This is a genomic window from Alterinioella sp. B-7 (assembly GCF_056857775.1).
The window spans coordinates 102,872-121,280 of the sequence record NZ_JBSXNT010000022.1; the positions used below are offsets into that span (position 1 = coordinate 102,872).

Consider the following 18,409-nt stretch of genomic DNA (forward strand, 5'->3'; position numbering starts at 1 on the left):
CATGACCCATCTTCCCCGGCTCGGGGTGAATATCGACCATGTCGCCACGGTGCGCAACGCGCGTGGCGGGGACACGCCCGACCCGGTGCGCGCCGCGCTGCTGGCCGAGGAGGCCGGGGCCGACGGCATCACCGCGCATCTGCGCGAGGACCGGCGCCATATCTCGGACGAGGATATCGACCGGCTGATCTCGGCGCTGCGGGTGCCGCTGAATTTCGAGATGGCCGCCACCGACGAGATGCAGGCGATTGCCCTGCGCCACAGGCCGCACGCCGTCTGCATCGTGCCGGAAAAGCGCGAGGAGCGGACGACCGAGGGGGGGTTGGAGGTCGCGCGCGAGGAAAACAGGCTGGCGCATTTCATCGCGCCCCTGCGCGAGGCCGGTTGCCGGGTGTCCATCTTCATCGCCGCCGCGCGCGCCCAGATCGAGGCCGCCCACCGGATCGGCGCGGAGGTGATCGAACTGCATACTGGCGCCTATTGCGACGCCCATCACGAGGGGCGGCTGGACGACCGGGACCGCGAATTGCAGGCCCTGCGCGAGATGTCCGCGTTTGCGCATTCCCTGGGGCTCGAGGTCCATGCCGGTCACGGGCTGACCTATGACACGGTCGCGCCGGTCGCGGCGTTTCCCGAGGTGCGGGAGCTCAATATCGGGCATTTCCTGATCGGCGAGGCGATCTTCCGGGGGCTTGCCCCCGCGATGACGGAAATGCAGCGCATCATCGCAGAGGCGCGGGCGTGAAGGCGGCGCTGCTCCTCGCGGTGCTCCTCGCCGCCGGTCCGGCGGCGGCGCAGGTGGTGGGCGATTGCGATGGCCCTGCGGCGGGGGCGCAGCATGTCTATTCGCCGTTCGAGGCGACGATCCGCGATTTTGCAGGCGGCGCGATCCGTGTCACGGCGCTGGACGAAGGGCCGGACGCGCGCGGCTCGGGCATGATGAACCGGGGCGCCTATCACCTGATGGTCACGATCCGGCGCGAGGATGGCGCGGTGACGGACTGCGCCCTGGTCTCGGCGCGCGAGGGCGAGGGGTTCTTCGGGATGCGGACGGGCGAGATCGCGGCGTCGGAAGATGCAGGGATCACGGTGATCAACCTGCCGGTCGACGAGGTTCTTGGCGGCGATATGCTGGTCGCACGCACGCTTTACCTGGGCGTCGATCCGGGCGCGGGCACGGTTCAGGCCGCCTATGAGGCCCCTGTGGATCCGGCAGCGCCGGACAGGGAAGAGACGAAATAGGCCGCGCCGGGACGCGTGGCACGATGGAAGGTGGTCGAATGAAAAACCTTGCCCTGGTTCTTGGCCTTTGCACGGCCCTCACGGCAGCGCCCGCCAGCGCGCAATCCACCCGTGATTGCGACACCTTCGAGGCCAATGCCCGCAACATCTACCCGCCCTATGAGGAAACCATCCGCCATTTTGCCAACGGCGATATCCGGCTGATCGCGCTGGATGTGGGGGAACCGGCGGCGGCGGCGTTTCACCTGATGGTGACGCATCCGGCAGGCGATGAGCCTTTCCCCGCCTGCACGCTGATCTCGTCGCGGGGCAGTCTCGGCTATGCGGGGCTGTGGATGGACCGGGTCACGGCGGAGTATGATGCCTCGGTCGGGTTGGTCGTTACGCTTCCGGCACAGGTGCTCGACGGGACGGATTTTCGTCTGGTGGAGCTGAGCCTGACCGTCAATCAGGCGGCGGGCACTGTCACGGCAAGCGCGGTCGTGACCGATACGCTCGAACCGCTTCTTGCTCCGGCGGGAACGAAATGATCCTGGGCATCGGCACCGACCTGGCCAATATCGAGCGCATCGAGGGCACTCTGGCGCGTTTCGGCGACCGCTTTCGCAACCGCGTCTTTACCGACCGCGAACAGGCCCGCGCCGCGCGCACGCAGGCCCCCGCCGCCAGCTACGCCAAGCGATGGGCGGCGAAGGAGGCGTGCTCCAAGGCGCTTGGCACCGGGCTGCGGATGGGAATCGCTTGGAAGGACATGGCCGTGACCAATCTGCGCACCGGCCAGCCGGTCATGAATGTGACGGGGTGGGCGCGCGAGAGGCTGGCCGAGATGACGCCCGAGGGGATGGAGGCCGTGATCCATGTCAGCCTGACCGATGACCACCCCTGGGCGCAGGCCTTCGTGGTGATCTACGCCATGCCCGAGGGGACGGGGTGGCAGCCGCTGCCGCCGACGCCTCCGGGCCGGTCGCTCGCTTGACTCCGCGCGCGGCAGGTAGCATGTCGAACCCCTCAAGGCGCATGATAAAGGCAGGATGACATGGCAGCAGCAGCCAAGAAGAAGGACGGCATCTGGGAAACCGTGAAAACGGTGGTCTATGCGCTTCTGATCGCGGGGGTGTTCCGCACGCTTTTCTTTCAACCCTTCTGGATCCCGTCGGGCTCGATGAAGGACACGCTGCTGATTGGCGATTTCCTCTTCGTCAACAAGATGGCCTATGGCTATTCGCGCTATTCCTGCCCCTTCGCGATGTGCCCCTTCTCGGGCCGCATCTGGGGCGCCGAGCCCGAACGCGGCGACGTGATCGTGTTCCGCCACCCCACCCAGAACACCGACTTCATCAAGCGCGTCGTGGGCCTGCCGGGCGATTCCATCCAGATGCGCAACGGCGTGCTCTACGTCAATGGCCAGGCGGCGACGCTGGAGCCTGAGGAACCCTTCGTCGAGGTCTACGATTACCAGGGTCCGCAGCGCAATCTGCCGCTTTGTTCCAACCGGCCCGTGGGGCTTGGCGGCGAATGTGAGCATGAGCGCTTTACCGAGACCCTGCCCGGCGGAGTGGAGCATTCGGTGCTGAATGCGGGCGATGGCCTGCAGAACGACAACACCGCCGTCTTTGTCGTGCCCGAGGGCCAGTATTTCGTGATGGGCGACAATCGCGACAATTCCTCCGACAGCCGGGTGCCGCGCACGCGGGGCGGGGTGGGTTTCGTGCCTTACGAGAACATCATCGGGCGCGCCGACCGGATTATGTTCTCCTCGGCGGGCGAACGCATGGTCTATTTCTGGACCTGGCGCGGCGATCGGTTCTTCCGGGCGGTGGAGTGAAGCTTTCCGCCGATATCCGCGCCTTTTGCGACCGGTTGGGATACGGGTTCAAAGACCCTGAATTGCTGATCCGGGCGCTGACGCATGGCTCGCTGTCGTCCGAGACGCGGCCCGACAATCAGCGGCTGGAGTTCCTGGGCGACCGGGTGTTGGGCCTGGTGATGGCCGAGGCCGTGCTGGCGCATGACCCCACCGCGCCCGAGGGGCGGCTGGCGCCGCGCTTCAACGCGCTGGTGCGCAAGGAGACCTGCGCCGATGTCGCCCGCCAGATCGACCTGGGCGCGGTGCTGAAGCTGGGCAAATCCGAGATGAAGACAGGCGGGCGGCGCAAGGAGGCACTGCTTGGCGACGCGATGGAGGCGGTGATTGCCGCCGTCTATCGCGATGGGGGATATGAGGACGCGCGCGGGGTGATCCTGCGCCTCTGGGGCGAGCGCATCGCCAAGGTCGAGGACGACGCGCGCGACGCCAAGACAGCCTTGCAGGAATGGGCGCAGGCGCGCGGCGAGAGCCCGCCGGTCTATGCCGAGCTGGGCCGCTCGGGCCCCGATCACGCGCCGGTCTTCACGGTCGAGGCACGGATGCAATCGGGCGCGGCGGCACGGTCCGAGGCGCGGTCCAAGCGGCAGGCGGAACAGGCGGCGGCGCGGGCGCTGCTGGACCGGCTCGCGGCCGAAAAATCTTCTTGAAGATATTTGCCGCTGACGGGGCTTGCAGGAAGCTGGTTATTAGGTCGCGTCCGCGAGGGCCTGGAGTGCGTCGCGCAGGATGACGAACTGGCCCAGGCTGGTATACTGCTCGGCGGCGGTCAGGGCGGCCGACAAGGTTGCCAGCGCTTCGGACGGTCGGCCGGCCTGGAACTGGGCGCGCGCAATGTAGACCAGTGACGAACCGTCGCCGAGGGGGTGGCGGGACTGCTGTGCCAGACTCAGAGCGTTTGCTAGGAATTCATCGGCGGTGATGTCTCGCCCGGCGCGCCGCAGTCCGCGTGAGATCGTGACCAATGCTTGCGACTGCAAGGCCAGCGTGTCGCTTTCGGCGGCCAGCCGCAGGGCCGTGCTGAAAGTGGCAAGCGCCAGCCGTTCCCGACCCAACAGGTCCATTTCGGCGGCGATATCGGCCAGCAACCCGGCATGTTTCATGTCCGTGGACAGAACCGCGATGGCCTGTAACCCGTCCATTGCGGCCTCCAGCCCGAGATGGGGCAGGACATCGACCAGCCAGAGCAGTCTTGCGATCGTATCCACCGTGATCTCGGCGGTTTCCATCTCGGCGATAATGCCCTCCGCCAGCTGCGCGGCGCGATCGCCTTCGCCTGCCTCGGCCAGTGCGGGCAGCAGGCGCAGCGTGGCGATATCGCGCAGATACGCGGTGCCGAGACGCTGCCGCAGGTCCAGGGCGGCATCTGTCTGGCCGCGTTCGATGAGTGCCTCGGCCAGCGCGATGACGGTATTCAGGCTCGGCTCGCTGTTGCCGGGTGGTCCCAGCAGGTCAATCGCCGCGTCGACCTGACCGGCCTGCACCAGCGTCACCACGAACCCTTCGACGGACAGGGGCGCGGTGAGAGTCGGGTCGTCGCGCAGTTGCAGCAACGCGGCCAGGGCGGCCCTGAACCGGTCCGGATCGGCCAGGTAGGGGGCCATGTCGTTCAGGGTCTCAACGCGAGCCTCGGCGCCGGGGATCGCGAGTGCCATGTTCAGCGCCCGATCGGATGCTCCGATTTGTGCAAACACCGTGGCGAGAGCGGCGCGGAGCGGAGCATGTGCGACGGGGTCGCCTGTGCTGTCCAACTGACCCGCCACTTCGTTGGCGAGACGCGTTGCGAGTGTGACGTCACCGGTCCCCGCCGCCGACCCGGCCAGTTCCGTCAGCATCCGGGCCCGGACCTCCGGATCGGGTTGCAACCGGGCGAGGGCTTCGGCCTCGGTTTGGGCCCCCGCACGAGGCAGGGAGTGCATGAAGGCAAGCAGGAGCCGCTGCCTGTAGTCGTCATGCTGAATGGCGATCGCCATTTCGGTTGCGCGCGCAATCAGCGCCCGGCGCGCGGGGTCGTCGGCGGATTGGGCGCTGGCCGTCAGCGTTGAGCCGAGGGCCATGAACGCGACCAGGGCGGCGCTGGTGAATAGGTGGCGAAGGGCGTGTGGCATGGGATAACCTGGGTTCGAGGGTGCCGGGACCTGCGGCATCCATGGGTCGGCCGACGGGCCGGTGTCGTTCAAAGATACCACGCCTAGCCAGCGGACCCGAAATAGGCTATGGCCGCGGACGCCTTGAAAGACTGGATGATCGGATGACCACACGCGCGGGCTTTGTCGCCCTGATCGGTGAGCCCAATGCGGGCAAATCCACGCTTCTCAACAAGATGGTGGGGGCCAAGGTCTCGATCGTCACCCACAAGGTGCAGACCACCCGCGCCCGCATTCGCGGCGTTGCGATCGAGGGCGAGAGCCAGATCGTCTTTGTCGACACGCCGGGCCTCTTCCGGCCGCGCCGCAGGCTGGACCGGGCGATGGTGGCGGCGGCCTGGTCGGGGGCGGCGGATGCCGATGTGGTCGTGCTTCTGATCGAGGCGCATCGCGGTGTGACCGAAGGGGTCGAGGCCATCCTGGAGGGGCTGAAGGAGCGCGCGCAAGGATCGCGCGTGGCGCTGGCCATCAACAAGATCGACCGGGTGCAGGCCGAAGTGCTGCTGAAGCTGACGCAAGCGATGAACGAGCGTTTCACCTTCGAGGAGACCTTCCTGATCTCGGCCGAGAAGGGGCATGGAGTGGACGATTTGCGGGCCTGGCTGGCGGGGGCGGTGCCGCAGGGGCCCTGGCTCTACCCCGAGGACCAGATCGCCGACCTGCCGATGCGCATGATCGCCGCCGAGATCACCCGCGAAAAGCTGCTCTTGCGGCTGCACCAGGAGCTTCCCTACCAGTTGACGGTCGAGACGGAAGGCTGGGAAGAACGCAAGGACGGGTCGGTGAAGATCGACCAGATCGTCTATGTCATGCGCGACGGCCACAAGGGCATCCTGCTTGGCCGCAAGGGCGAGACGATCAAGGCCGTGGGCCGCGCCGCGCGCGAGGAGCTGGAGGGGTTCCTGGGCCACAAGGTGCATCTCTTCCTGCAGGTGAAGGTCCGCCCCGGCTGGCTGGACGAGGCCGAGCGCTATTCCGAGATGGGCCTCGACATCCGCGACGGTGGCTGAGCCATGCGCCTGACCGCCGAGTTCTGGGTCAAGGCCTACCTGACGCGGCTGCGGCTGGCCGATATTCCGGGCTTCGTGGTGGCGCATGGCGATGACACCGGCGGCGCGGTTCTGATCAAGGTCAGCACGCTGGACGGGCAGGCGCGGCTGATGCAGCGCAGCTTCGACCTGATGAGCGGCGAACGGGCCTGGGTGGAACTGGCGGCGGGCGATGAGGCGGAGGTGGATGCCTCGGTGGCGCGGCAGCGGGCCTTCGATCCCGACCTCTGGGTGATCGAGGTCGAGGACCGGGCCGGGCGGGATCTGCTGGATGAGCCGGGGTTGAGTTGAGAGCGGTTTCGCCGCTGACGCGTCGACCCGCGCGCCCTGGCGGGCGCGATGACTGTGATCATTCTGGTCCGTATCGCTGTTCCAATTGGTCGGGTTGGAGTATTTGGACCAAGAAGATGGGCAGGGCGCAGGAGTTGGCAGGTCATGGAATGGCGTGAAAACGGCGTCTTGCTGGCGGTGCGGCGGCACGGCGAGAACGCCGCGATCATCGAGGTATTCACCCGCGCCCATGGCCGTCACGCGGGCGTCGTGCGCGGCGGGGCGGGGCGGCGGATGGGGCCCGTTCTGCAACCCGGCGCGCAACTGGACCTGACCTGGCGGGCGCGGCTGGAGGATCACCTCGGCGCGTTCGGCGTGGAGCCCGTGGCGGCGCGGGCGGCAAGTGTCCTGGAGGATCGGCTTGCGCTGGCGGGATTGAGCGCGGTCTGCGCCCTGTTGAGCTTTACCTTGCCCGAGCGCGAGGCCCATGCGGCGCTCTATGACCGGTCGGTCGCGTTGCTGGATGCGCTTGGGGCCGACGGGTGGGCAAGGGCCTATCTGCGGTGGGAACTGGCCCTGCTCGATGAGATGGGCTTTGGCCTCGACCTTTCCCGATGCGCCCTGACCGGGCGGCGCGACGGGCTGGCCTATATCTCGCCGCGCACGGGTCGGGCGGTGCACCCGGAGGCGGCGGGCGAGTGGGCCGACCGGCTGCTGCCCTTGCCCGACAGCCTGCGGCCGGGCGGTGGCGAGGGCGGGGATGTCCTGGGCGGGTTGCAGGTTACCGGGCATTTCCTGGCGGATCACCTGGCTCCGGCCCTGGGCGATCGCAGTTTGCCCGCCGCGCGCGCCCGGTTCGTGGACCTGCTGGCGCGTCAGCGCGGGGTGTGAGCGCAGGCCGGCAGGAGGGGGCCCGGAGACCTCGGCCAGGGTCATCCGTTTCGGGAGCGCGAGGCTGGTGGCGTCCCCGATGCGGCAAGGTCCCGCCGCGCTGACGGGGGACGGGAACAATTCAGGACATATGGGCGTTGGCTGTCAGACTGACCTCGTGACCCGAAGAAACCTGTCCGTCATGGGAAGGAGTTTGACATGAAGAAATATCTGGCAATTTCTGCCTGCGTCATTGCGCTGGCCGGTGCGTCCTGCACCACCAGCGAGCAACAGATCTACACGGGCGCGGGTGTCGGCGCGGCGGGCGGCTTCCTGCTGTCCGAACTGCTCGACACCAATGCCGGGTGGGCCATTGGCCTGTCGCTGGCCGGTGCCGCCATTGGTGCAGAGGTCGCGCGCAACAGCCAGACCGGCGAATGCGCCTACAAGCGGGCCGATGGCGGGGTGGACATCCGCCCCTGCTGAAGCGGGCCTGACAGGCTGAACACGAAAACGCCCGGGCCGATGGCGCCGGGCGTTTTCACGGTTGGGGGTCAGGGAGGCAGCCTCCGCGCGATCACCCGGGGCCTGGATCTCGGCGTGCCGCCGGTCCGAAACCCTCCACTGGAGGCTTTCGCGCGTGGCTCAGCCCAATAGCCTTCTCGCGATCACTTGGGCCTGGATCTCGGCGGCACCCTCGAAGATGTTGAGGATACGGGCGTCGCAGAGCACGCGGGAGATCTTGTATTCCAGCGCGAATCCGTTGCCGCCATGGATCTGCAACCCGTTATCGGCGGCGGCCCAGGCCACGCGCGCGCCAAGCAGCTTGGCCATCCCGGCCTCGAGATCGCAGCGCTTGTCATGGTCCTTCTGCCAGGCCGAGAAATAGGTCAGCTGGCGGGCCACCATGATCTCGACCGCCATCATCGCAAGCTTGCCCGAGACACGGGGGAAGGCGATCAGCGGTTTGCCGAATTGCTTGCGGTCCAGCGCGTATTGCATGGCGATGTCCAGCGCGCATTGGGCGACGCCGATGGCGCGGGCGGCGGTCTGGATGCGGGCGGACTCGAAGGTCTGCATCAATTGCTTGAAGCCCTGTCCGGTCTCGCCGCCCAGAAGGTTGTCCTCGGCGACCTTGAAACCGTCGAAGCCAAGCTCGTATTCCTTCATGCCGCGATAGCCGAGAACCTCGATTTCGCCGCCGGTCATGCCGGGGGTCGGGAAGGGGTCGGCGTCACTGCCGGGGGTTTTTTCGGCGAGGAACATCGAGAGGCCGCGATGGTCGGTCGTGTCGGGATCGGTGCGCGCCAGAAGCGTCATCACATGGGTGCGCGCGGCATGAGTGATCCAGGTCTTGTTGCCGGTCACCTCCCATCCGTCATCGGTCTTGACGGCGCGGGTGCGCAGGCTGCCGAGGTCCGAGCCCGTGTTGGGTTCGGTGAAGACGGCCGTGGGCAGGATCTCGGCGCTGGCGATCTTGGGAAGCCACTGATTTTTCTGTTCTTCTGTGCCGCCGCAGAGGATCAGTTCCGCCGCGATCTCGGAGCGGGTGCCGAGGGAACCGACGCCGATATAGCCGCGGCTGAGCTCTTCCGACACCACGACCATTGACGCCTTGGACAGGCCGAAGCCGCCAAACTCCTCGGGGATGGTCAGGCCGAAGACGCCCATATCGGCCAGTTCCTCGATGATCTCCATCGGGATGAGCTCATCCTTGAGGTGCCAGTCATGGGCGTGGGGGTCCACTTTCTCGCGGGAGAAACGCAGGAACTGGTCGCGGATCATCTCAAGCTCGTCGTCCAGGCCGGTCGCGCCGTAGGTGGCGGCACCGGGTTGATTTTGCATGAGATTTACCAGTTCTGTGCGCGCTGCTTGCGTGTTCCCGGCCTGGGTCAGCGTCATGATCTCGGGCGTCATCATCGCGCGCTGGTCGTCCTGGGTCAGGCCGATATCTTGCAGGCGCAGAATTTCGCCCTGGCTCATCGGGATGCCGCCATAGATCTGCCACAGATACTCGCCGAAGGCGATCTGGTGCAGCAGGGCCTCCATCTCGCCGAACTGGTCCTCGGCGGTCAATTTCCCGGCCCAGGCCTGCATCTGGCGCAGCGCCTCTACGTAAGTGGCAAACCAGGCCAGACCATGCGCGGCGCATTGGTTTTCCTCAAGTTTTGCGGCGGAAACGCGGCCCTCTGCGCTGACCGCCTCACGCACACGGGCGGTGGCGAGGGTCAGCAGATCCTCGAGAGGGCGGATCGCGGCGCCGGTGAGGCGCAGCAGGTCATCCAGAAGGGCGGCGGGGGCGGTTTCGGGCATGGGGGCTCCGTCATGGGGCATCGGGCAACTCCGTCTTTCGGGCTTTGGGCCGGGATAATCCTTTCGCAGGTGCAGCGCAAGATTAATTCGAAAGAGGGCCTGTTTCGGATCAAAAATGTCGCGTTGTGATCTGCGTCATGACCGCCAATTGCCCATGTCACCCCCCGTACACCCCCCGATGCACCCCCTGTACACCCCCCGCGGCACATTCGCCCGAATCCGCACCAGTCTTGCCCCCCGCGAAAAGGGGGTGCGGGCGCGGGGCGGACACGGTAGGGCTGGAGCGGTATCAGCGGCAAATTCCGGAGAGTTGCGCAATGTTCGATCTGGTCCCGGTCCCGGTCTTCGCGCTGGCGCTGGCCATCACCTTCCTGGGCGGTTTCGTCAAGGGCGCGGTCGGCTTTGCGCTGCCGCTGATCATGATGTCGGGGCTGGGCGCGATCCTGCCGCCCGAGGTCGCGCTGGCCGGGTTGATCCTGCCCGCCGTGGTGGCCAATTGCTGGCAGGCGTTCCGGCAGGGGCTTGGCGGGGCGCTGAACTCGATCCGGGGGCATTGGCCGTTCATCGTGATCGGCATGTCGGTGATGATGGTCAGCGCGCAGGTCGTGCTGGACCTGCCGCAATGGCTGTTCTTTGCGCTGATCGGGGTGCCGATCTCACTTTACTCGGCGCTGCAACTGATGGGCGTGCCGCTGCGCGTGGCCCCGCATCGCCGCCGTCTGGCCACCGTCCTTTTCGGGGCGGTCGGCGGGGTGATGGGCGGGTTCTCCGCGATCTGGGGGCCGCCGACCGTGGCCTACCTGACCTCGCTCGACGTGGAAAAGCGCGAGCATGTGCGGGTGCAGGGCATGGTCTATTTCCTGGGCGGCCTCGTGCTGTTGGCGGCGCATCTGCGGTCGGGCGTGCTGAACGCCGGGACGGTGCCGCTTTCGGCGACCCTGGTGATCCCCGCCATGCTGGGCATGTGGGTCGGGCAGAGGATGAATGACCGCATGGACCGCGCGCAATTCCTGCGCATGACGCTGGTGGTGCTGCTGATCGCGGGGCTCAACCTTGTGCGGCGCGCGTTTTTCGCATGAGATGCGCGCATGAGCATTGACCTGAGCGAATTGCCAGACCGCATCACCGGCCCCGGCGCGTGGGCGGGCCCCGAGATGGCCGCCGATCCCGAGCGCTGGCTGGCGACGCTTGCGCCTGAAGACATCGCGGAGCTTGAGGGCGCCGCCATGCACTATCTTTCGCTGGGCCGCGATGTGGGAGAGATCACGGCGGAGGCGTTTCCGCTGCCCCGGTTCGGCGCGCATCTGGCGGTATTGCGGGAGAAGCTCCTGCATGGTGTCGGCGTCGAGGTTCTGCGCGGGTTGCCTGTCGCGGGCTACGATCAGCGCATGGCCGCCACGATCTTTTGCGGCATCGGAGCGCATCTGGGCTCGGCAAGATCACAGAATGCGGCGGGGCATATCCTGGGCCATGTCCGCGATACCGGCGCGAAAGCCGATCATCCGAAGACGCGCATCTACCAGACCTCGGCGCGGCAGAGCTTTCACACCGACAGCGCCGATGTGGTCGGGCTCTTGTGCCTGAAGACGGCGCGGGAGGGGGGGACATCCCTGCTGGTCAGCGCCGAGAGCATATATAATGTCATGCGCGCGCGCCGCCCGGACCTGCTGGTGCGGCTCTTCGATCCCATCGCGACCGACCGGCGCGGCGAGGTGCCGGAGGGGGCGAAGCCCTATATGGAGATCCCGCCGCTGAGTTGGCATGGGGGCAAGCTGACCGTGTTCTACCAGCGGCAATATATCGACAGCGCGCAGCGCTTCGAGGGGGCGATGCGGCTGACGCCGGATCATGTCGCGGCGCTGGACATGTTCGATGCGCTGGCCAACGATCCGGCGCTGCATTTCGAAATGCAGTTGCAGCCGGGCGACATGCAATTCGTCTACAACCACGCGCAACTGCATGACCGGACCGGGTTCACGGACTGGCCCGACCCGAAGGATCGGCGACACCTGCTTCGGCTGTGGCTGTCGCTGCCGGGCGATCGGGCATTGCCGCCGGTTTTTGCCGAACGCTACGGATCGTTGGAGGTGGGCCAGCGCGGCGGCATCATCACGCCCGAGACGCGGTTGCACGCGCCGTTGGATTAGGAAGGCAGCGTGTCCACGCGATTTCGATATCGCGTCAGAGCCTTCGAAGGCTCTGGCGAGACTTTTGGAAAAGTCTCGCCCCCCTTGGGTCAGCTGATCGCGGCGGCCTTCACGTCATCGTCGATGAAGGGCACGTATTGGGCGAAGTTCTCGGCGAACATCGCAACCAGTTTCGCGGCCTGCCGGTCGTAGGAATCCGGCCTGTCCCAGGTCCGGCGCGGGTCCAGCAGCAGGTCGGCCACGCCGGGGCAGGCGGTGGGCACGTCGAAGCCGAAATTCTCGTCGCGGCGGAACGCGCCCTCGTTCAGCGTGCCATCCAGCGCCGCCGTCAGCAGCGACCGGGTCGCATGGATCGGCATCCGGCTGCCGGTGCCATAGGCCCCGCCCGTCCAGCCGGTATTGACCAGCCAGCAGGTCGCGCCATGCGCCGCGATCTTCTCGCGCAGGAGGTTGCCATAGACCTCGGGGCGGCGCGGCATGAAGGGGGCGCCGAAACAGGTCGAGAAGGTGGGCTCTGGCTCGGTCACGCCGCGTTCGGTGCCAGCGACCTTGGAGGTGAAGCCCGACAGGAAGTGATACATCGCCTGCGCGGGCGTCAGCCGGGCGATGGGGGGCAGCACGCCGAACGCGTCGCAGGTCAGCATGATGATGTTGCGGGGGTGCCCGCCAAGCGCAGTCTCGGAGGCGTTGGAGATATATTCCAGCGGATAGGCGCAGCGCATGTTGGCGGTCAGGCTGTCATCGTCGAAATCCAGCGCCTTCGTGTGCGGATCGTGGATCATGTTCTCGATCACGGTGCCGAATTTGGATGTCGTGGCGAAGATCTCGGGCTCGGCCTCCTCGCGCAGGTTGATGGTCTTGGCGTAGCAGCCGCCCTCGAAATTGAAGATGCCGTCATCCGACCAGCCATGTTCGTCATCGCCGATCAGCACGCGGGCCGGATCGGCCGAGAGCGTGGTCTTGCCGGTGCCCGAGAGGCCGAAGAACACCGCCGCGTCCTCGGGGTCGCCCTCGGCATGGTTGGCCGAGCAATGCATCGCCATCACGCCCTTGCCGGGCAGGATGTAGTTGAGGAGGGTGAAGACCGATTTCTTGTTCTCGCCCGCGTAAGCCGTGCCGCCGATCAGGATCAGCTTACGCTCGAAATTGAGCGCGATCACCGTTTCCGAGCGGCAGCCGTGGCGGGCGGGATCGGCCAGGAAGCTGGGGCAGTTGATGATGGTGTATTCAGGCTCGAAGCTGTCCAGCTCCTCGACCGCGGGGCGGCGCAGCAGGTGGCGGATGAAGAGACCGTGCCAGGCCATCTCCGTCACCATGCGCACATCCAGCCGATGCGCGGGATCGGCGCCGCCATAGAGGTCCTGCACGAAATATTCGCCGCCCTTCATATGGGCCAGCATGTCGGCGTGCAGCCGGTCGAAGGCCTCGGGCTCCATCGGGGCGTTGTTGTCCCACCAGATCGTATCCTCGACACAGGCGCTGCGGACCACGAACTTGTCCCGCGGCGAGCGCCCGGTATGCTTGCCGGTGGTGGCCAGGAACGCACCGCCCTGGCCGAGCGTGCCTTCGCCCGCCTTCAGCGCGGCCTCGATCAGCGCGGGCTCCAGCAGGTTGTAGTGAACGGCCCCGAGGTCCGAAATGCCCTGGGTGTCCAGCGTCCGGGCCGGGTTCACGCGTCCTGAGATCATATGGCAAGCTCCTGCGCCAAGATGCGGCGTCTGGTGGGTTAATCCTGATGCGCAACCGGGGCGGACCGGCCCGCGACAGCCTTCCTATAACATGGCGATTTCGGCGGTGAACAGGACGCAAACGCACAGTTAGCGCAACCAAGTGTGACCTATTTCACGCTGTTAGGACCCCTTTAAGCCGGTTTGGGGAAAAATCGACCACACCCAATGAGGTGATTCGCAACTTAGAGATTGATTCTAAAGCCCGAAAACGGGACAATGGCCGAAACAAGTCAAAAATAAGACTAATCGGGCAGCATAAGGACACATCACAATGTCGAGGATCGCGCTTGTCGACGATGACAGGAATATCCTGACTTCCGTCTCCATGACACTGGAGGCCGAAGGCTTTGAAGTTGAAACCTACAATGACGGACAATCGGCGCTTGAGGCGTTCACCCGGCGGATGCCGGAACTGGCCGTTCTGGACATCAAGATGCCGCGCATGGACGGCATGGACCTGCTCCAGCGGTTGCGCCAGAAAAGCGCGGTGCCGGTCATTTTCCTGACCTCCAAGGATGATGAGATCGACGAGTTGATGGGCCTGCGCATGGGCGCCGACGATTACGTGCGCAAGCCGTTTTCGCAGCGCCTGCTGGTCGAACGCATCCGGTCCATCCTGCGGCGGCAGGAGGCGATCGCCTCGGATTCGGGCGACGCGCCCGAGGAAAGCCAGATCATGAGCCGCGGCCAGCTGACCATGGACCCGCTGCGCCACGCGGTGAAGTGGAAGGACAGGGATGTGTCGCTGACCGTCACGGAATTCCTGCTGTTGCAGGCTCTGGCGCAGCGCCCCGGTTTCGTCAAAAGCCGCGATCAGCTGATGGATGTGGCCTATGACGAGCAGGTCTATGTCGATGACCGCACCATCGACAGCCACATCAAGCGGCTGCGCAAGAAGATGCGCGAGGTTGACGGCGATTTCTCGGCGATCGAGACGCTCTATGGTATCGGCTACAGATATAACGAAGAGTAGATGACACTGGCCTCGGATATCGGCATGCAACCGACCAGACGCAGCGATCAGGGCTCCGAGATCGTGCTGGGCGAGGATTGGGACCGGCCCGCGGGGGCAGTCGAGTCCGAGCTGCGCGATGCCCGTGCCAAGCGCGGCTTCGTGGCGCTGCGTGGCTCGCCGCTGGCGCGCAAGATCCTGGTCTTCAACACCATCGCCCTTGTGGTGCTGGTGGGCGGCGTCCTCTTCGTCAATTCCTTCCGCGACAGCCTGGTGCTGCAACGCGAACGCGCGCTGGCGGTCGAGGCGCAGCTTGTCGCCGACATCTTCGAGGCCAGCCTGCCGCGCACGGCACCCGCCAACCTGGTCACCGGCGACGGCATCGACCCCGAGGAGGTTCTGGGCCGGATCGGTCTGGACCGGGGCCTGGATGTCTATGTCTACGCGCCCGATGCCAGCCTTGTGGCCTCCACCGACAGCATCGAGACCGCACAGGCCCCCCCCATCGAGGGCATTACCGACCCGAATTTCACCACCCAGCCGATCACGGATTTCCTGAACTGGTTCTGGGATGTCATCGCGGGCGCGCTGTCCTCGTCCGACACCTCGCGTCAGCCTGTGTCGGTCCCGGACATGGCCGAGGCGATGATCGGCGAGGCGCTGGAGGGTGTCACCGTGCTGCGCGGCAGTGCCAGTCATCCCGGCGCGGTCTTTATCGCGGCAACCCCGATCGAGGGGCCGAATGGCATCGTCGGTGTCGTCACTGTCGCAACCGCGGCGGGTGAGATCGACCAGCTTGTGCGCGCCGAACGCGAACAGGTGTTGCAGATCTTCTTCGTGGCGCTTCTGGTCGCCATCGGGCTCAGCCTGCTGCTGGCCGCCAATATCGCCAATCCGCTGGCCGACCTGGCCGCCGCCGCCGAACTGGGCCGCGACAAGAACGCCCGAAAGATGAGCCCGACCCGCGTGCGCATTCCCGACCTGACGGGGCGCCCCGATGAGATCGGGCGTCTTTCGGGGGCGTTACGCGGCATGGTGGCGGCACTCTATGACCGGATCGACGGCAATGAACAGTTTGCCGCCGATGTCGCGCATGAAATCAAGAACCCGCTCGCCTCGCTGCGATCGGCCGTCGGCACCATGCATGTCGCGCGCACCGACGATCAGCGCAAGCGCCTGCTGGAAGTCATCGAACATGACGTGCGGCGGCTGGACCGGCTGGTTTCGGACATCTCCAACGCCTCGCGGCTCGACAGTGAGCTGGTGAAGGAGGAGGAGGAAGAGTTCGACCTGGTCCGGATGCTGACCAACCTGGCCGAATACAATGCCGAGGATGCGCGCGGGCGCGGGATCGAGTTCATCTCGGACCTGCCCGCTGAACCGATCCGAGTGCAGGGGCTTGAGGGGCGGCTGGCACAGGTCTTCGTCAACCTGATCACCAACGCGATCTCTTTCTGCGATACCGGCGATGCCGTGCGCATCTGGGCGCGGCAGCGCGACAACCGGGTGCTGGTCGTGGTCGAGGATACCGGGCCGGGCATTCCGGAAACCGCCCTGACAAAGGTGTTCAACCGTTTCTATTCGGAACGCCCGGTGCAGCAGTTCGGCGACCATTCCGGCCTCGGGCTGGCGATTTCCAAGCAGATCGTCGAGGCGCATGGCGGCGTCATCTGGGCCGAGAACATCCGCCCGACCGAGGCCGACATGACCTCGGACCCGCTGGGCGCGCGTTTCGTCGTCGGCCTGCCGCTTTAGGCCGGGTGTCTGACGCCGACTGGACCCGGCTTGCGGCCTTTCTTCACCGCAGCGAAGAGGGCGATTACCTGCGCGCCACCGGGGTGGCGATGGGGGATCGCGGGCTGGCGATCATCGGCGCCTCGGGCAGCGGCAAGTCCAGCCTCGCGCTGGAGATGATGGCGCGGGGGGCGCGGCTCATTTCGGATGACGGGCTGTGGCTGGACGGGGCGAACCGGATGCACCGGCCCCGGACCGCGCCCGCGATGATCGAGGCGCGGGGCATCGGGCTGCTGCAGGCCGAGCCGGTCGCCGGTGCCGCGCTGATCGCCGTGGTCGATCTGGACCGGGAGGAGCCCGAGCGCCTGCCGCCCTGGCGCGTGACGGATGCCCCCGGCGGTCCCGTCGCGTTGATCCGTGGCAGGGCGCACCCTTGTCTGGGGCCCGCGCTCTGCCAATATCTGGCCCAGGGACGCGCGGAGTAGGCGATGACACAATCCAGCCAAGATGAAGAGGCGATGCGCATCGTCTTCGTCTCCGGGCCTTCGGGCGCGGGACGCTCGACCGCGATCCGGGCGCTGGAGGATCTGGGCTATGAGGCGATCGACAACCTGCCCCTGACCCTGCTGCCGCGCCTTCTGGACGGCCCGCCGCTGGCCCGGCCACTGGCGCTGGGCACCGATACGCGCAACCGGGACTATTCGGCGCAGGCGCTGATCGGGGCGGTGGACCGGCTGGCGGAAAACCCCACCTACCTGACCGACCTGGTCTACCTCGATTGTGACCCCGAGGTGCTGGTGCGGCGCTATTCCGAGACCCGGCGCCGTCATCCGCTGGCGCCCGAGGACCGCCCGATCCTGGGGATCGAACTGGAGCGCGACCTGCTGGCCCCGGTAAGGGCGCGGGCGGGGCTGTTGATCGACACCTCGACCATGAGCCCGCATGACCTGCGCGCCGAGATCCATCGCTGGTTCGCACCGGGCGGGCAACAGGCGCTGGCGCTGTCGATCCAGTCCTTCTCCTACAAGCGGGGGCTGCCCTCGGGGGCCGACCTCGTGCTGGATTGCCGGTTCCTGCGCAACCCCTATTGGGAACCCGCCCTGCGCGGCCTCGACGGGCGCGACCCGGCCGTGGTCGCCCATATCGCCGAGGATGCGCGCTTTGCGCCCTTCCTGACCCAGGTGACCGCGCTGGTTGAAACGCTGCTGCCCGCCTATCGCGATGAGGGAAAGGCGCATCTCTCCATCGCCTTCGGGTGTACCGGAGGGCAACACCGATCCGTCGCGATGGCCGAAAAGCTGGCCGCCCACCTTGCACAAGACGGTTGGCAGGTGTCTAAACGACATCGGGAGATCGAACGACGGGGGGCCGCGGGCCCCTTGTGAAACTTGGGATAAATCCAATTGATCGGTATCGTGATCGTGGCACATGGGGGCCTGGCGCGGGAGCTGCACAAGGCTGTCGAACATGTCGTCGGCCGCCAGGCGGGCATGTTGTCGATCTCGATCGGGGCCGATGACGACCGGAGCCGCCGCCAGCGTGAGATCTGCGACGCGGCGGATGCGGTGGACGAGGGCGACGGCGTGGTGGTGGTGACGGACATGTTCGGCGGCTCGCCCTCGAACCTGTCGCTGCGCGCCTGCCGGCCCTCCAATCGCAAGATCCTGACGGGGGTGAACCTGCCGATGCTGATCAAGCTGGCAAAATCGCGCAACCAGCCCGTGGGCCGCGCCGTCGAGATGGCCGCCGAGGCCGGGCGCCGCTACATCAACAGCTTCGACGGCAGCCCGGAATGAGCGGCCCCATTCGCCAGGAGTTGAAGATCGTCAACGTCAAGGGCCTGCATGCCCGCGCCTCGGCCAAATTCGTCGAGGCGGTCGAGGAACATGACGCTACGGCAACCGTCTACAAGGATGGGCTGAGTGCCGCCGGGGATTCGATCATGGGCCTTTTGATGTTGGCAGCATCGGTCGGAACCACTATTGAGGTCGAGATCAGCGGGCCGGAGGCGGCTGCGCTGGCCGATGCCCTGGCCGCCCTTGTGGCAGACAAGTTCGGCGAAGGGATGTAGGGCGGCTCTCGGCAAAGGAA

At 66.4% G+C, this 18,409-nt stretch carries 21 protein-coding genes; 18 read left to right on the forward strand and 3 right to left on the reverse strand.

The genetic code is table 11. The features are described from left to right. Position 1: 1 nt before the first annotated feature. The 6 genes from AC13C7_RS03620 to rnc are packed head-to-tail and all read left to right on the forward strand — an operon-like array spanning position 2 to position 3,756. The gene (locus AC13C7_RS03620) at positions 2–745 is read left to right on the forward strand and encodes a pyridoxine 5'-phosphate synthase (RefSeq protein WP_482866631.1); all 744 of its coding nucleotides are present in this window, start codon (positions 2–4) and stop codon (positions 743–745) included. Then, a complete protein-coding gene (locus AC13C7_RS03625) occupies positions 742–1,242 on the forward strand; it encodes a hypothetical protein (RefSeq protein WP_482866632.1) in 501 nt (166 codons plus the stop codon). Before AC13C7_RS03620 ends, AC13C7_RS03625 begins: the two co-directional genes overlap by 4 nt. A 38-nt stretch (positions 1,243–1,280) precedes the next feature. Continuing rightward, positions 1,281–1,772 carry a hypothetical protein gene (locus tag AC13C7_RS03630; protein ID WP_482866633.1) on the forward strand — a complete coding sequence of 164 codons (492 nt, stop codon included), beginning with the start codon at positions 1,281–1,283 and terminating at the stop codon, positions 1,770–1,772. Continuing rightward, complete coding sequence (acpS, locus tag AC13C7_RS03635) at positions 1,769–2,218, forward strand: holo-ACP synthase (protein ID WP_172320188.1); 450 nt, start codon at positions 1,769–1,771, stop codon at positions 2,216–2,218. Before AC13C7_RS03630 ends, acpS begins: the two co-directional genes overlap by 4 nt. 60 nt (positions 2,219–2,278) lie before the next feature. Beyond that, positions 2,279–3,067: a signal peptidase I gene (gene lepB / locus AC13C7_RS03640; protein ID WP_172320187.1), complete on the forward strand. Its 789-nt coding sequence runs from the start codon at positions 2,279–2,281 to the stop codon at positions 3,065–3,067. Next, on the forward strand, positions 3,064–3,756 hold the full coding sequence (gene rnc / locus AC13C7_RS03645) for a ribonuclease III (RefSeq protein WP_172320186.1): 693 nt from the start codon (positions 3,064–3,066) through the stop codon (positions 3,754–3,756). The genes lepB and rnc overlap by 4 nt, the downstream gene beginning before the upstream one ends. A gap of 39 nt (positions 3,757–3,795) precedes the next feature. On the opposite strand, the gene AC13C7_RS03650 is transcribed toward rnc, so the two are convergent. Next, positions 3,796–5,214: a hypothetical protein gene (locus AC13C7_RS03650; protein ID WP_172320185.1), complete on the reverse strand. Its 1,419-nt coding sequence runs from the start codon at positions 5,212–5,214 to the stop codon at positions 3,796–3,798. 143 nt (positions 5,215–5,357) lie between these two features. Between AC13C7_RS03650 and era the strand changes: the two genes are divergently transcribed. The 4 genes from era (at position 5,358) to AC13C7_RS03670 (ending at position 7,928) form a co-directional block, all read left to right on the forward strand. Then, the gene (era, locus tag AC13C7_RS03655; protein WP_482866634.1) at positions 5,358–6,263 is read left to right on the forward strand and encodes a GTPase Era; all 906 of its coding nucleotides are present in this window, start codon (positions 5,358–5,360) and stop codon (positions 6,261–6,263) included. Positions 6,264–6,266: 3 nt separating this feature from the next. Continuing rightward, positions 6,267–6,593 (forward strand): DUF1491 family protein, encoded by a 327-nt coding sequence (locus AC13C7_RS03660; RefSeq protein WP_172320183.1) that lies wholly within the window; start codon positions 6,267–6,269, stop codon positions 6,591–6,593. A gap of 144 nt (positions 6,594–6,737) precedes the next feature. Continuing rightward, positions 6,738–7,463 carry a DNA repair protein RecO gene (gene recO / locus AC13C7_RS03665; protein WP_172320182.1) on the forward strand — a complete coding sequence of 242 codons (726 nt, stop codon included), beginning with the start codon at positions 6,738–6,740 and terminating at the stop codon, positions 7,461–7,463. 198 nt (positions 7,464–7,661) lie between these two features. Beyond that, entirely contained in the window at positions 7,662–7,928 is a 267-nt protein-coding gene (locus AC13C7_RS03670) for a glucose-6-phosphate isomerase (RefSeq protein WP_172320181.1), read from the forward strand. Between the two features lie 159 nt (positions 7,929–8,087). On the opposite strand, the gene AC13C7_RS03675 is transcribed toward AC13C7_RS03670, so the two are convergent. After that, on the reverse strand, positions 8,088–9,776 hold the full coding sequence (locus AC13C7_RS03675; RefSeq protein WP_482866635.1) for an acyl-CoA dehydrogenase family protein: 1,689 nt from the start codon (positions 9,774–9,776) through the stop codon (positions 8,088–8,090). Between the two features lie 296 nt (positions 9,777–10,072). Between AC13C7_RS03675 and AC13C7_RS03680 the strand changes: the two genes are divergently transcribed. Beyond that, a complete protein-coding gene (locus tag AC13C7_RS03680) occupies positions 10,073–10,834 on the forward strand; it encodes a sulfite exporter TauE/SafE family protein (protein ID WP_482866636.1) in 762 nt (253 codons plus the stop codon). A 9-nt stretch (positions 10,835–10,843) separates the two neighbouring features. Beyond that, positions 10,844–11,902: a TauD/TfdA family dioxygenase gene (locus tag AC13C7_RS03685; protein WP_482866637.1), complete on the forward strand. Its 1,059-nt coding sequence runs from the start codon at positions 10,844–10,846 to the stop codon at positions 11,900–11,902. A gap of 89 nt (positions 11,903–11,991) precedes the next feature. On the opposite strand, the gene AC13C7_RS03690 is transcribed toward AC13C7_RS03685, so the two are convergent. After that, the gene (locus AC13C7_RS03690; RefSeq protein WP_482866638.1) at positions 11,992–13,590 is read right to left on the reverse strand and encodes a phosphoenolpyruvate carboxykinase; all 1,599 of its coding nucleotides are present in this window, start codon (positions 13,588–13,590) and stop codon (positions 11,992–11,994) included. Between the two features lie 313 nt (positions 13,591–13,903). Between AC13C7_RS03690 and AC13C7_RS03695 the strand changes: the two genes are divergently transcribed. Genes AC13C7_RS03695 through AC13C7_RS03720 form a run of 6 tightly spaced genes read left to right on the forward strand, consistent with a single transcriptional unit; the run spans position 13,904 to position 18,389 of the window. Continuing rightward, positions 13,904–14,605 (forward strand): response regulator transcription factor, encoded by a 702-nt coding sequence (locus AC13C7_RS03695; RefSeq protein WP_172320177.1) that lies wholly within the window; start codon positions 13,904–13,906, stop codon positions 14,603–14,605. Further along, complete coding sequence (locus AC13C7_RS03700) at positions 14,606–16,339, forward strand: sensor N-terminal transmembrane domain-containing protein (protein WP_446120660.1); 1,734 nt, start codon at positions 14,606–14,608, stop codon at positions 16,337–16,339. A 5-nt stretch (positions 16,340–16,344) separates the two neighbouring features. Then, complete coding sequence (locus tag AC13C7_RS03705; RefSeq protein ID WP_482866639.1) at positions 16,345–16,803, forward strand: HPr kinase/phosphorylase; 459 nt, start codon at positions 16,345–16,347, stop codon at positions 16,801–16,803. Between the two features lie 3 nt (positions 16,804–16,806). After that, a complete protein-coding gene (gene rapZ, locus AC13C7_RS03710) occupies positions 16,807–17,703 on the forward strand; it encodes an RNase adapter RapZ (RefSeq protein ID WP_172320175.1) in 897 nt (298 codons plus the stop codon). An 18-nt stretch (positions 17,704–17,721) separates the two neighbouring features. Next, the gene (locus AC13C7_RS03715) at positions 17,722–18,114 is read left to right on the forward strand and encodes a PTS sugar transporter subunit IIA (protein ID WP_172320174.1); all 393 of its coding nucleotides are present in this window, start codon (positions 17,722–17,724) and stop codon (positions 18,112–18,114) included. Continuing rightward, positions 18,111–18,389: an HPr family phosphocarrier protein gene (locus AC13C7_RS03720; protein ID WP_482866640.1), complete on the forward strand. Its 279-nt coding sequence runs from the start codon at positions 18,111–18,113 to the stop codon at positions 18,387–18,389. The genes AC13C7_RS03715 and AC13C7_RS03720 overlap by 4 nt, the downstream gene beginning before the upstream one ends. The last annotated feature ends 20 nt before the right edge of the window (positions 18,390–18,409 follow it).